Raw genomic sequence first — 14,628 nt, 5'->3', positions numbered from 1 at the left:
CCATAGATAATCCCCGTTCCTCCATCATTTCTACTAAATCGCGAAAGCTGAGATTGTACCGTAGGTACCATCTGACCGTTAACAAAATCATCTCAAGCTGGTAATGTTTCCGTTTAAATAGATTCTCCTTTTCCATACTGATCACTCCCTCGTATATTATTTTTAGTTACTCTTTCGAGCAACGTTTTAATCTAATAATCTCTTGGGCGTCCGAGGATATTCCTAGATAATGAAAGTAAGGATCATTTGGGACAATTCTTTCATTCCCTGTAGGTATGACTACATTAAAAGACTGTTTCCCAGTGTTCGCTTTATTCTTCTTACTCACAGGCTGTTCCCCTTGATTCAAACCTAGTTGTTAGTAGCACTAGGTTTGAATCAAGGATAAGTTCTTATACACGAGGATGTTGGTCAGCGGTCACACTAGGGATATCCCCAGACGTCCAAGAAAGAGACTTTCCAATGATTCTAAAGGAAAGGAGGAATTCCCCTATGAAACTATTTATTGGTTTAGATGTGAGTTCTCAAGGTGCAAAAGTTTGTTTTTTAAATGGTGAAGGAGATCGATTACAATCGTTCACCATTCCAAACGATTTACCTGGAGAAATGAAATTAAAAGAAATAATTTTACAAACAGCCTTCAGCCTAACATGTGAAGTCATTAAAATTGGATTAGAATCTACTTCCATTTACAGCTATCATCCAGCTATGTTTCTTCACAATGACAAAGAACTTAGAGCCTACAACTCTCAAGTATTTATGATTAACCCAAAGCAAATCTCAAACTTCAAAAAAAGCTATTCAGAAATGGATAAAACAGATGCCATTGATGCATTTGTCATTGCAGACTATGTGCGTTTTGGACGTCATACAATGTCCGTTGTGAGGGAAGAACAATACATGGCCTTACAGCAATTAACTCGTTCTCGTTATCAACTCGTACATGCCTTAACAAGAGGGAAACAACATTTCCTTCAACACTTAGGATTGAAGTGCAGTCAATTTACACAGGACGTTGAGTCCTCTGTATTTGGAAATACGATGATGGAATTATTTTTAGAGCGATTCAGCTTAGAAGAACTCGCCCTTTTTCTTCAAGAAAAGGGAAAAAATCGCTTCGGTAATCCTGAAGAGGTAGCAAAATCTATACAAAAGGCTGTTAAAGGATCTTACCGTTTAAGTAAAGTGGTAGAGAACTCTATAGATCTTCTACTGAGCACTTCTATCCAGATTATGCGCGCTTATCAAGCTCAGATTAAAGAAATTGAAAAAGGTATAGAAAATATTATGGCAACGTTACCTCAGACATTGGAAAGTATCCCAGGTGTAGGTCCTGTATTCGCTGCCGGCATTGTAGCTGAAATTGGACAAATCAATCGATTTAACGATGAAACGCGAATAGCTAAGTACGCAGGCCTATTTTGGAAGAAATATCAGTCTGGTCGTTTTACTGCAGAAAGCACATCCTTAACGCGATCAGGGAATCACTATCTACGTTATTATTTAGTTGAGGCCGCCAACTCTGTAAGGCGTCATGTCCCTGAATACCGTAATTACTATGCGAAAAAATCTGCAGAAGTACCAAAGCATAAGCACAAAAGAGCCCTCGTCTTAACCGCAAGAAAATTTGTGCGTTTGGTGGATGCGCTACTAAGCAACAACCAAATTTACACGCCCGGAAGGAGCGTTGATAGATGATATCTACTGATATTATTCCTTCTTCTAATTTCCATTAATTTACATATAATTAATGGTCTAGTTTCGTATTGCCTTTTTTAAGCAAGAATAGCTGATTAAATGTTTTAATCACTAAAATAACTACTTGACATCACACTACAGGTCTTTTCTAGAGTACTAGTATCAGTATGTCCAAGTTTAGAAGATTAGCTTCAAGTTAGATTAAATTTTTGCACCAGAATCTATTCATGATTAAATCCTATCCCTTTTTGGTTATCTCAACCACCCTAATCATACAAATGAATATATTTATTGTATACTTTTTATTCGTATTTTATGTTATTAGGGTGGTCGTAAATAATGTCACTTTGATTTTTTAATATAATATATAATATGTATATAATATATATTATATAATAGGTGTAATTCTATAAAAAATGTAGTTGTTATTATATTCACATAAGCATTTTTTTCAATATCTGCATTATAAGAAAAAACATCTTTTATCCTGTACACCTTTTCTTAAAGCTTTCTGATAATTATCGATTTAAATCTTATAAAGTCTTTGTCTATATGAATTAAAAAGTTTAAGTTACTAAAAACAGCAGTCTTAAACCTGTTTTAAGAATAATGAGCTAAAATAACCTTCATCCTAACCAGTTCGTCTTCTGCTGATTCATCATTTATAGAAGAAAGTCCTCCTGTTATTTCTCTTTCGGATTTTGCAGAAAGAGGCTCTTTGATCTCTATTACTTTTTCTTGTTGTTCCTGGAACCAATTCGGTAACATTTCTTTACGTACAATCTTACACGGAGGTACAACTACAGACTTTTCCTCATTCCCTTTATTTTCTGTTTGTGCAAGATCATTAAATTTGTTTAAAGCAATACGGTATACTAATTTACATTGCTCTTCAAAGCTCATAGAACGTATTTTTATGTATGTAAAAAGGGCATGAATAGATTCATAAGCAATAGAGTGAATATCCTTCTTAGAAAGAGTGATAGATGTAGATTGACATACTTTTTGAGAAGCTATACGTACACGTAAATAAAGGTCTTTTAGAGATTCCTTAAATAGACCTTTAAAAGTTTGATTAATTAATTTTGGAACCCCTTTGATAAAAGGAATCATTTTGCACATAAAATGATCTTTAATATAATTATTTTTAGGTAAAGAATAGGTAGAAACTTTTTTTGTTTCCCCATCCTTACTCCCGCAAGGTATTTCAGCGTTTTCTGCTTGGACATCAGCTTGGACATCAAAGCCGAAATATTGTTGCCAGTGTGTAAAAAAAGGATGATTAACAAAGAAATAAACGGCTGCACCACGGCCATTATGTTTGGAAGAAGATCGATGAGCCTTCACAATTTTTCCAGCGTCTTCTAGGGTTTTCATTACACGACGAATTGTACGAGCAGAAACAGCGTGTTTCTCAGCAAAATAGGAGTCTTTAGCATACACAAAGCCTTTATCTGTTGCCAAAAAGCAAATCATATCAATAGCATCTCGTGTTTCTTGTTTCAAACGAGCAAATGCATCTCCAAGAACAGATTCAACCATTTCTAATAGTTTGTACTTCATTTGTTTTTGTTCATGACTTGTTTTTGTGTAAGATTCATAGTTTTGCATACGGGCAAAATCATCACTCAAAATTAACATATTTTTCTCTCCTCTTTTCCTGCGGAAAAAGAAAAAGGACCTATTTACCGTTTTAAAATGCGGTAAACATGCCCTTTGAGAAAAGAGAATACAACAACTCCCTTGAAATTTCGTTAAATATGTCGTACAATACAAACATAAAAAACGCAACAAGGTTTGAGGTAAGTGTTTACCGTGGTTGGTTCACGGTGAGCCGTCGTAGGATGTTGACGCATCACTACGATTGCCTTGAGCCTTTTTGTTATTCCGAACTGTTTAATTGTTGTTATTATAGCAAACTCTACCAATGAATACAATGGATTTTTGCCCTAACTTTGCCCCCCGCCCTTTAAAAGTGCTAGTATTCATTTAACCAATGTTATCTTTTAGAACATAACTCTAAAAGATAACATTGGTTAAATATAAAAGTGATCTTTTATTATATAAAATCCCTGAATTTGCTTCACACCCTTTGCACCCGAACCCTAGCATGAAGGTTCACTTTATTAGTAATACCAACTGATTGTAAAGTTTTATAAGTTTTAGTTAATGTTAATGTTTATGTTTAGTAGCAATTCAGCTTTAGAATTGCTGTTCTTTTCTTGTGTTTTTTCGTAGAAAAAACACATTAGCCTGAATACTAAAAAATTGCCTTTAGGCAATAGGCCTTTATAGAATATTGCAACCAGTGAGAAAAAACCGTAGCAATTTCGAAAATAATGCATATAAATAAGACTACACAACGGAATTCCATAAATCACTGTAAATTGGGTCATTATCAGAAAAAGAGAAGCCACCTCCCATTGAGCTTCTCTTTTTTATATTATGGTGAAACCATTATGAAAAAACATATAGAGGAGTCTTTCAACGGTAAATTGCAGAACCAATGGTCGGGAATTTAAGAAGTTGATAGACTAACTGCACCCGAACCCTCAAGTTTTTTTGGGGGGATTTTTTACGGGATTCCACGGCCTTCCGTTGGTCGTCGTTTGGGGGCGACACTCCAAGGTCTTCTTCATGCATTAGCATGGATACGGCATAGCCATCAAAGTTTCACAGACCGCACCTTTACTTGGAAGTGTTCCGAATAAAGGCCATTCTCTACATGCTATGGTGGGAATGCCGAAAACTTTGATATTGATCCAGAACGTACACCGTTAAATTACGATCTAATACATAAAGAAAACATCTACTACAATGAGCAAGTAAAAAAGATTATAGAGAGCCAAAAGAACAAGAATGTTTCCCCCATGAACTATAAATTATTCCCCTAACGCTATGGGAAACGAAATGTAGCCTATGCGAGGGTTCATCAAGACGGATATACTCCACATATGTATTTGGTCATTGTACCGATGAAGGATGGAAAGCTTCAAGGGAAAAACGTATTTAATCGTCAGGAACTTCAATGGATTTAAAGCCAGTTTTCAAAGTATATGAAACAATGAGGTTTTGAAATAGAGCGTAGGGAGAAAGGATTAGACAGAGAACATATAGCCTCTCAACGTTTTAAAGGGTTCCGATGCAAAAACTCCCCCCTTATATCCCTCCTAAGTATTTACACTAGGTTTCCCGGGATTTCTTATCTCTTAAAATCTAGCAGAAATGTTTTTTATAATACTAGGATGGTGGTACTACATCTTTAGTATTTAATCATTGTTTCATCATACATAGGTGAAGGTACAAATTTTGGTAATATATGTGGTTGTCCCTTTCAATTCAACATTTCGACGCATTTACTATAGTGATATTGATTTGAAAGGATGAAATAATTATGAATAATGTTCGTCTCGTCCCATTTAGACTGGGAGAAGTATTGGAAGGATTGGAAGATCAAACACCTTATGGCATAAAAATGATTAACGCCCCTTCATTATGGCAAGAGGAAAAGGGAAAGGATGTTGTTATAGCTGTATTAGATACAGGATGTGACATATCGCATCCTGACTTAGCCGATCGTATTATCGGTGGACGAAATTTTACGGGTGGTGATCCCGAAGATTATACTGATTCCCACTATCATGGAACTCATGTTGCGGGAACAATTGCAGCTTCATTAAATGAACAGGGAGTTGTAGGGGTTGCCCCTGAGTGCAAACTCTTGATTCTCAAGGTATTAGATGAAAATGGCTCTGGTTCTTACCAAGGTATTATTGATGCTATTGATTATGCAAGGGAATGGCGTGGCCCAAATCAGGAGAAGGTAAGGATAATATCTATGTCTTTGGGGGGACCAGATGATGCCCCTGGATTGCATGATTCCATTAAGAAGGCAGTTAGTGCTGATATTGCAGTCGTTTGTGCAGCTGGGAATGAAGGTGATGGGTCAGACCGGACAGATGAAACGGCCTATCCGGGTTACTATAAAGAGGTCATCCAAGTTGGTGCTGTAGATGAGGAAAAACAACTCGCTGAGTTTTCTAATACAAATGATGAAATTGATTTAGTAGCACCGGGTGTCGATGTTATGTCTACCTATCCTGGGAATAAATTCGCTAAATTATCTGGAACATCTATGGCTACTCCCCATGTTAGTGGGGCTATCGCAATCATTATTAATAAAGAGGAGAAGGAATTTGGACGTAGATTAACTGAACCCGAAATCTATGCTCAATTAACGCAAAATACGGTGTCTATAGATTTGTCAAAAAAGGCCCAAGGGAATGGTCTACTATATTTATATGGAAACAATAAGTAAATTAACTTTTATGCGCAATACCATAATTCTAAATATCAACAATGAGGGAAAACTCCTTATTTTAAACGGTTAAGTTGAAGTAAGCGGGGGACAAACTCCTGCTTACTTCTTCCCTCATAGATGATAATGTTAAGAGTCCCCACCATCATTGTATAATTGGGAGGGGCAACCTGGGATAACGATTCTGGTATAAAAACTATCCCCTGGAAAGATAAAATATCAGTTTCCTTTAGTTTGCTAAACTATGAACCTAATCCAAGTAGTTTACAAATAAATCCTTCCTGGTTCTAGTCAATCCCTGTCCCCCGATAGGCTTTCTTCCCTTTTTAGGATGTGCATCACCCCTATACTACCCAATATATAGTTAGTTGTATGAAGTGATTCCATCCCTACCATATAATGAATACACCCTCTGATAAAACGATAATCCTACTTCATCTATACTGTGGAGATAGTGAATTTTCCTTATTTATATTCCCTATGCTTATAACCCGAGATTTACAAATATGGGAAGTGGCCGGCTCCCCTTTTTGAAAACACCTTGCTGCTCATTTACCTCATTTCTAAGACCTAAAGATTTATTGTAATTATCCCAGTTTTTTACAATAGTATTAAAAGTTAATACCCTATTCATTATTACTTATCCCCATACTAAAACGTTTATCTATTTCCCTACTATCTTGAATTAGTTTCACTGATTTCCTATACATGTAAGCTTCACCACACTTATTGATTTTTGAGTTTTGTAAAATACTGATATGTCTCAAAATTAACAGGTAATGTTAGTCAAAAGCATATTTTTAATTTCCCTAACATTTTACCTACAACAAACATAAGGAGGTGCATATTATATTTGTATAGCATTAAATACTTTATGATGGGGGAATTCAACATGAAACGTTTTAAGAGTTATACCCTATGGGTAGCAGTATCAGCCTTCATTGGAATGTTAGTTCAGGATTTAGGGGTTGATATTGCACCGGAAAGATATACAAATTACGTTGATTCAATCTTATATATATTAGTATTATCTGGAATTATTAGTAACCCTGACAAAGTGAAGCTAAGAAAAAAGTAGAATTTAATCTAAAAAATATTGTGCTTCTACCCCCGTATACTTCCTAGTCAAATCTATCTTATCATCATCGACCACAATTAGTAGGAATCTAACCTAGGTTTGTTATACAAGAACTATATTAAAATAAAAAATATTATAATCTAATATAGGACAAGTGTTTGGAATATACAGAGGACTAGAATCTAACTCAAACAAATTATATATTAAATTCAGCTTCATTTCGGACAGACTCTCCTATCCTTGGTGAACCTGTCCCTTTTCTTGTTATAGGTCCTTCTATGACCTCACAATCGAAGTGATGCTTTAAAAGCACCAACCCATCCAAGAGCGATAAAATAATTTCGATCGGGACGGAAGTGAGGATATTGTGAGAATGCGATAAGTCTATATAACATATGTCGGGGATACCTTTTAGATATTCTTATTTCTTTCTTAACACTGAACAATATTTTCAATTTAAATAACTTATATATGGATGGATTAGATTTTACTAAATGGGAATATGTCAGGGGAAACTATATAACCTTTCTCTAATTAATTATTAAAGAAAGGTTATGTATCTCTTCCCACTGTTTACATGATGGGGGTAGACTCAGGATATTTCATCATATTGGAAGTGTCGTTATATCAACGTTTATTTTGTAAGGGAAACATATGATTGGGTTTTGTTATATCGAAATTGTAAATGAAATGGAGGATATCTTATGAAAATCTACTTAGATCCAGGTCATGGTGGTTCCGACCCGGGAGCTATGGGTAATGGTTTGAATGAAAAAGGGATTGTACTGGATATTGCCCTTCATATACGTACGCTCTTAATCAATACCTATGAAAATATTGAAGTGAGGATGAGTCGTACGGGTGATATTACGAAAAGTTTAGCCCAACGTACAAGTGAAGCAAATTCCTGGGGAGCTGACTATTATTTGTCCATCCATTGCAACTCCTCTAACAGTTCTGCACAGGGATATGAGGATTATATTCACAATAGTTTACCCGACTCTTCAACAACAGCTAAGTACCAAGATGTGATTCATGGAGAAATAGTAAAGGTTAATCAACTCCATAATCGCGGTCGGAAAAAAGCAAACTTCCATGTTTTGCGTGAAACGAATATGCCAGCTTTACTTACAGAAAATGGGTTTATTGATAATAAACAGGATGCTGCCTTAATGAAAGACTCTGTATGGCGTCGGAAAGTAGCACAAGGTCATGTCGATGGTTTAGCAAGGGCCTTTAACCTAGAGACAAAACTCAATAAACCTGTAATAATTTACAAAGTTATAGCCGGAGCTTTCAAATCAAAGGAAAACGCAGAGGATCGTAAAGATATGCTACGTTCAAAAGGTATTGAATCTCTTATAATGACTATGAATATTTCTGGCGTAACATGGTATCGAATTCAAGTTGGTTCCTTTTCAAAACGGGAGAATGCAGAGGATCGTGTGGAGGAGATTAAGAGGGCCGGGATTAACGATACCTACATTGTTACTGGGGAAGGAGATCCTAATCAAAAGGAATTATCGGAGTACCCTATATTAGGTGGAACGTACTTGTCCCCATTGTTAATGGAACAATATGTAAAAACCATTAATTCAGATGCGATAGCATTGGGAATGTATTATTTAAACTTCGGTGAATATTATGGGATTAGAGGGGATATTGCCTTTGCCCAAGCCATCCATGAAACAGACTTCTTTCGATTTACAGGAGTCGTACAACCTGAACAACATAACTTTTGTGGATTAGGAACAACAGGTCCTGATAATCCAGGAGCAAGTTTTGATACACCAAGAGATGGGGTAATCGCCCATTTTCAACATTTATTCGCTTATGCATCAGCTAAACCATTACCAGATAAATATCCGTTAATTGACCCTCGTTTTAATTTAGTACAAAGGGAGACTGCCACAACATGGGTTGCATTAAATGGAAAGTGGGCAGTTCCGGGTGATAATTACGGACAATCCATTTTAAATATATACAAGAGGATGGTTAATGATACCATAAAATCACTAGGGGAAATTCTTCAAGAGATTAAGGACTAATCCCAATTTACCCTCTCATTTACCCCCTTTTTCTATACCCTTGGCGTCCGTTAACCTCCCTAAAAGTTACTAGGGAGGTTAACGGACGTACTAATACTACCAACTTGAAGGGGATATAGGAGTATATATAGACTTACTAAAGTTCCTGCACTATAATTCAAAATTCCCCTGAATCCCAGACCCTAATTTCTATTTTTTCTAGTTTTTTTGCCCTTTTTGCTGATTTTTGTATGTTTTTATTATTCCCCCCTATAAATCCCACATAATATATTGTATTGTATGAATTTTCAAAGGGGATTGATTGATAATGTTGAGATTTTCCATGATTCAATTGGTTCGACGAATGGGAAATAAACTTGATAAAAACATGCAACAAAAGCTAATAAAAAGTTATTCCCTCTTTCGTTTTGCTCCATGTTTTTTACACCGCCCCTTAGAATACATGAGAAAAAAGATAAAGATACTACCATTAATTATTGAGTTTAAACAAGATTCCTTCAGGGCCGGTTTGAATGATATAAGGAATACGAAGTGTCATATGCTCAATGAGTTCCCTTCTATTTCTTGTTGTGCCACTAAATTATCATTAGAAAAAATTGAGCAATTGCTCGAAAACTGCTGTCATATTAAAAAGATCTATTATGATCGGAAAGTGACGGCATTACCTGATATAGCTCACCCAGCGATCAACTCCGATCAATTAAAGGAGAATAGCCTAACAGGAAAAGGTGTAACCATTGGCATCGTTGATACAGGTATTCATCCACATCGAGATTTACAAGGACGAATCAAAGGATTTAAGGATTTTGTTCATAAAAGAATTGTTCCGTACGATGATAATGGACATGGTACACATTGTGCAGGGGGGCGGCAGGTAATGGGTCTATATACAATGGAAAATACCAAGGTCCATCACCGGAGGCAAGCTTAATTGGGATTAAAGTTCTAGATAAGATGGGGATTGGTTCACTTTCTACTGTGATATCTGGTATTGAGTGGTGTATTCAAAATCAATCAATGTTAGGTATCGACATCCTCTCTTTATCACTAGACTCTCTTGTAACACAACAGTATGCCGAGGATAATCCAGTCATAAAGGCTGTTGAAAAGGCATGGGATAATGGCATGATTGTTTGCATGGCAGCAGGTAGTACCGATCCATTCCAGGGAATTATTTCTATTCCCGGAATAAGTCCTAAAGTGATCACTGTGAGGGCTATCAGCGATAATAATACTATTGACTATTCTGATGACCCAGTAGCCAATTTTTCAGGCCGTAGTCCAACAATCGATTACCTAAAGAAATTGGATCCTGTAACACTGGGGGAAAATATTACCTCTCCGCGATTTCCAATTTTCCCCTTTGATAGGGCGAAGTCAAACGGACATGTTGATACGGATAACGTTTCCCTGTCATGCACCTCTATGTCCACACCGATATGTGCAGGTTTAGCAGCACAACTACTACAAAACCAACCAAACTTAACCCCTGATCAAGTAAAACAGCAATTGATAATAAATATATGTCAAAATATTGGACAATCATCTAATACCTTAAGAAAGGAGAAATCTAATGGGTAACATAGACTTAAAATCTTCATTGCTAGAATTGAAGCGTAACCAAAGAAAGATAAAAAATGAAAAAGATTATTATGATGAGGAAAAGAATCAATCTATAATCAATAATTATTATCAAGATATTAATTTTGATGAAATGGACAAAAAGGAATTGTTTAAACAACTGAGTGAGTTAGTTACTAACACACATGATAATCATCTTCCTTATAATTCTGAGACTAGAAATTATCTTTACTCATGGGTGGATCTTCATTTGGATGGGAATTTGAAAAGTATATATTCCGGAGAAGAAAAGAATCCAGAACAAGTCATGAAAGAAGATTATAAATTAGATTTGAAAAGAAAAGAGCTTTATCATAGTTTATTAAAAAATGACTCAGAAAACGATAGTCGTGTACAAGAGATAATAACGTCTATTGGAAGTGAAAATAATTATAATTGCGAACATGTAGTGCCTCAATCATGGTTTGATAAGGATAATCCGATGAGAGGAGATTTACACCATCTTTTTACTTGTGAAGTAAAATGCAATTCATCAAGATCGAATTTCCCTTTCCATGATTTTTCTGATTATTACCCTGATATGGAGATAAAAGCGATTAGAACAAGTTGTGGGAAGTACGAAGAGGGGAAATTTGAACCCGAAAGCGGTAAAGGTGAAGTTGCTAGAGCTACATTATACTTTTTAATGAGATACCCAGGTGAAATCAATCAATACAGCAGTAAAGATATTGAAATTTTGCTAAAATGGCATAATGATTACAAAGTATCTATTTATGAAAAACATCGGAATATGGCTATCTTTGATAAGCAAAAAAATCGGAATCCCTTAATTGATTTTCCACAATACGCGGATAGAATTGATTTTACAATAGGTTTATCAGAGTAAATGAGTAGACTTGAACATGAAAGTGCAATTATTAGGAAAAACGAAAAAACGAATTAGAATGAAGTCAAAAATGTAAGGGCTGCCTCTGGGCTACCCGATGGCCCCGATTATTATGGATATGAAAGAGATTTAGGTTATGTAATCGGAGATAATGAACTTAACACATCAAAAATACTGTAACTGTATTTACTATAATAAAGGATGGTGAAGTTCAAGCAGATAATGCCATAGGGGGACACAGCAATATTAACCCTTTTCTCGAAATTAGGGATGGGGTGTCTAGTTCATTTACTCAAGCTGTAGGTAATCAGCCTTTCGAAGTCGCGTAGCAATCGCATTTGGCTTTATAGATATGGATTTCCTAAGTCGCTCATTGAATTTGTATTCTTATATTGACAAGAGCTCCGGTGCTGCTGGAGGTTGGGCAGAGTTTGAAGAGACTTTTTAAGAATTAATAAGTAAACTAACTGTATTTATCGAGGTCAACTATTTATAGTTAACCTCGGTTTTTTAGGAGTTGTTATATATGTTTTTATCGTTCCCTACGATTACTGGGATCTACACAGTTATTTTCATAGTAGTTTATGAGGTAATTTGAAGTTGGAAATTCAAGAGGATCTTCCTCATTATTATCATGTTCTTATGGTTATTTATTACCTTATCTATTATACTTTTTTTAAACTTTTGGAGTTAGTATAGTTTCATGGACACCATTTAATTAAGTCCTTGCAATTATTTTTGAGAGGATGTGTCCGAAATGGAACGTAAACGTGCAGGCAAAAAATACAATGATGACTTTAAGAAAACCATTGTGGATTTATATCATGTGGGAAACTCGGTTAAAGAATTAAGCAGCGAATATGGCGTATCAGAAGTAACAATCTATAAATGGGTGAAGGCATTTACGCCTATCAGTTCAGAAGAAGGCTCTCTAACACCGAAAGAATTAGCTGAGATTCAGAAGGAAAACCTTCGGTTAAAACAAGAATTAGATATTCTAAAAAAGGCTATGGCCATATTCGCGAAAAAGTAACAGAAGCAGAGTTCAACCATTTTATCGAGACATATAAAGAGAGATACACAGTTCAGAAAATATGTGAAGTGTTAACGATTCCAAGAAGTAGCTACTACAACTCGTTCAAAAAGACGGTGTCAAATCGTGAACAGGAAAATCAGGAGCTGACGAAAGAAATCCAACGAAGTCATTTGAAGAGTAGAGCGCGTTATGGTGCTCCGAAAATTCATAAGATCTTAGTAAATAAAGGGTGTTATCTAAGTCTAAAGCGTGTTCAGCGCTTAATGAAAAAGGCAGGAATTCGTTCGATTACGAAGAAAAAATATCGTCCCTATCCGTCAAAAAAAAGGTTGTACAATTGAATAATCTGTTAAAACGAGATTTCTCTACACAGACGATTAATGAGAAATGGGTGGCAGATATTACGTATATCCCTACGCTAAGAGATGGTTGGTGCTATTTGGCGTCTGTATTGGATTTACATTCTAAAAAAATCGTTGGCTATTCTTTTTCTCGTTCAATGACATCCGAACTGGTCATTGAAGCACTCCAAAACGCCTACACTGCTCAAAAGCCCCGACAGGGCTTAATTCTTCATACGGATCTTGGCTCACAATACACCAGTAGTGAGTTTACTCAGCACGTCCGCAAATACGAGATTAAGTAGTCTTTCAGTCAGAAAGGATGCCCTTATGATAATGCCTGTATAAAGTCGTTTCATGCCATATTAAAGAAAGAAGAAGTTTATCATACGCAATACACAGACTATTCAGTTGCAAAATTAGCCATGTTCCAGTTTATAGAAGGATGGTATAACCGAAACAGAATCCATAGTAGTCTCGGCTATCAAACTCCTCAAGCGATTGAGGATCAAATGAGAAAAACAGCTTAAGACTTAACTTTTTTGTGTCCAAATTATTGACTCAAATCCACTTTTAACCACTTTAATATCTTTCTCTCTAAATTGTATGTTTCTTTACACCTTACAAAACATTCGTTTTCGAGACTGCTTTATATGGAAGATTAAATAACTGTTAATTTAAACTTTATTTTGTGCAAAAAGACCTAGGAACCATTATCGTAATGGTTCCTAGGCTTAAAAACAAGAATATCTCAAAAACTTCAGATAATATTGCTACTTTTATTTCTTTCATATAGTCACTCTTTATTCAGTTTGTGAATTTTATTCATATATCGATAGATCGTGGTTCGGGAAACATTCCACATCGCTGCAATATCCTTTATAGGTGTTCCATTTGAAACTAACATTTGTAACATATCTAGGTCTTTTTGAGTAAACCTTTCAGGTCTCCCTCCTAAACGTCCCCGAGCTCTTGCGGCTTCTCTTCCCGCTGCGGAACGTTCAAGAATCAGATTGCGCTCAAATTCGGCAAAGGCTGCAAATAAATGAAACATGAATTGACCAGTAGAATTTTTTTTATCCATCGTAATGTTCTCTTGCAGACTAAAGAAACTAATTCCTCTTTCATTTAAATCATTAACAATTTGAATGAGTTCTTGCATATTACGTCCTAACCGGTCAAGCCTCCAAACGACCAATGTATCGCCTGATCGAACAAATTCTAAAGCAGCTTGTAAACCCTCTCGCTTTTTTTTCACTCCACTGATTTTATCTACAAATACCTTTTCGCAACCCATGTTCTTTAAACTATATTCTTGTAAATCTAAATTTTGCAAACCAGTTGAAACTCTTGCATATCCAACTATCATTTTCCCACCTCACCCTTATTGTACCATAATTTAAAATAGAGATGGATACTGAACATAGATTTTGTGATGGGTTATTGGACACGAAAACTATAAATATCTTAATCTTTTCTCGTAAAGAGGGCAGTGTTCAGAAAGTGATGATTTTCTGGACGCGCTTTCAAAATGAATATACTTTTTTGGGTTTCGGTGCAAAAACTACTCCCTATAAACATAGAGAACCACTTTCCTTTAATTTGCTAGCTTATGAAGCTATTCCAAACAGTTGATGAATGA

The 14,628-nt window shown here is 35.7% G+C and carries 10 protein-coding genes and 3 pseudogenes; 9 read left to right on the top strand and 4 right to left on the bottom strand.

Annotated elements, in window-relative coordinates; genetic code table 11:
• Positions 1–136, bottom strand: a pseudogene (locus B9N79_RS25500) (IS6 family transposase); the annotation flags it as partial.
• Positions 137–492: 356 nt separating this feature from the next.
• Here B9N79_RS25500 and B9N79_RS25495 point away from each other — a divergent pair.
• A complete protein-coding gene (locus B9N79_RS25495) occupies positions 493–1,698 on the top strand; it encodes an IS110 family RNA-guided transposase (protein ID WP_085119433.1) in 1,206 nt (401 codons plus the stop codon).
• Between the two features lie 600 nt (positions 1,699–2,298).
• On the opposite strand, the gene B9N79_RS25490 is transcribed toward B9N79_RS25495, so the two are convergent.
• Positions 2,299–3,339, bottom strand: coding sequence for a hypothetical protein (locus B9N79_RS25490; protein ID WP_085119431.1), 1,041 nt, complete (start codon positions 3,337–3,339; stop codon positions 2,299–2,301).
• A 1,106-nt stretch (positions 3,340–4,445) separates the two neighbouring features.
• Between B9N79_RS25490 and B9N79_RS25485 the strand changes: the two are divergent.
• The 4 genes and pseudogenes from B9N79_RS25485 to B9N79_RS25470 form a co-directional block, all read left to right on the top strand.
• Positions 4,446–4,832 (top strand): annotated as a pseudogene (locus B9N79_RS25485) (plasmid recombination protein); the annotation flags it as partial.
• A 260-nt stretch (positions 4,833–5,092) separates the two neighbouring features.
• A complete protein-coding gene (locus B9N79_RS25480) occupies positions 5,093–6,016 on the top strand; it encodes a S8 family peptidase (RefSeq protein WP_085119429.1) in 924 nt (307 codons plus the stop codon).
• A gap of 853 nt (positions 6,017–6,869) precedes the next feature.
• A complete protein-coding gene (locus B9N79_RS25475) occupies positions 6,870–7,094 on the top strand; it encodes a phage holin family protein (protein WP_240516729.1) in 225 nt (74 codons plus the stop codon).
• A gap of 704 nt (positions 7,095–7,798) precedes the next feature.
• Entirely contained in the window at positions 7,799–9,142 is a 1,344-nt protein-coding gene (locus tag B9N79_RS25470) for an N-acetylmuramoyl-L-alanine amidase (protein WP_085119425.1), read from the top strand.
• 287 nt (positions 9,143–9,429) lie between these two features.
• Here the strand turns inward: B9N79_RS25470 and B9N79_RS26835 are convergent, their stop codons facing one another.
• Positions 9,430–9,558 carry a hypothetical protein gene (locus B9N79_RS26835; protein ID WP_276208861.1) on the bottom strand — a complete coding sequence of 43 codons (129 nt, stop codon included), beginning with the start codon at positions 9,556–9,558 and terminating at the stop codon, positions 9,430–9,432.
• Between the two features lie 122 nt (positions 9,559–9,680).
• Between B9N79_RS26835 and B9N79_RS26830 the strand changes: the two genes are divergently transcribed.
• The 4 genes and pseudogenes from B9N79_RS26830 (at position 9,681) to B9N79_RS25450 (ending at position 13,516) form a co-directional block, all read left to right on the top strand.
• Positions 9,681–10,073, top strand: coding sequence for a S8 family serine peptidase (locus tag B9N79_RS26830; protein ID WP_139814852.1), 393 nt, complete (start codon positions 9,681–9,683; stop codon positions 10,071–10,073).
• A 23-nt stretch (positions 10,074–10,096) separates the two neighbouring features.
• Positions 10,097–10,723, top strand: a complete 627-nt coding sequence (locus tag B9N79_RS25460; protein WP_338090238.1) for a S8 family serine peptidase — start codon at positions 10,097–10,099, stop codon at positions 10,721–10,723.
• Complete coding sequence (locus B9N79_RS25455) at positions 10,716–11,609, top strand: endonuclease I family protein (RefSeq protein WP_085119417.1); 894 nt, start codon at positions 10,716–10,718, stop codon at positions 11,607–11,609. The genes B9N79_RS25460 and B9N79_RS25455 overlap by 8 nt, the downstream gene beginning before the upstream one ends.
• A 757-nt stretch (positions 11,610–12,366) precedes the next feature.
• Positions 12,367–13,516: pseudogene (locus B9N79_RS25450) on the top strand (IS3 family transposase).
• Positions 13,517–13,782: 266 nt separating this feature from the next.
• On the opposite strand, the gene B9N79_RS25445 reads toward B9N79_RS25450, so the two are convergent.
• Positions 13,783–14,355 (bottom strand): recombinase family protein, encoded by a 573-nt coding sequence (locus tag B9N79_RS25445; RefSeq protein ID WP_085119415.1) that lies wholly within the window; start codon positions 14,353–14,355, stop codon positions 13,783–13,785.
• Positions 14,356–14,628 lie beyond the last annotated feature (273 nt).

It is taken from the genome of Priestia filamentosa (genome assembly GCF_900177535.1).
GTDB classification, from domain to species: domain Bacteria; phylum Bacillota; class Bacilli; order Bacillales; family Bacillaceae_H; genus Bacillus_I; species Bacillus_I filamentosa.
This window is presented reverse-complemented; position numbering and strand designations above follow the sequence as displayed.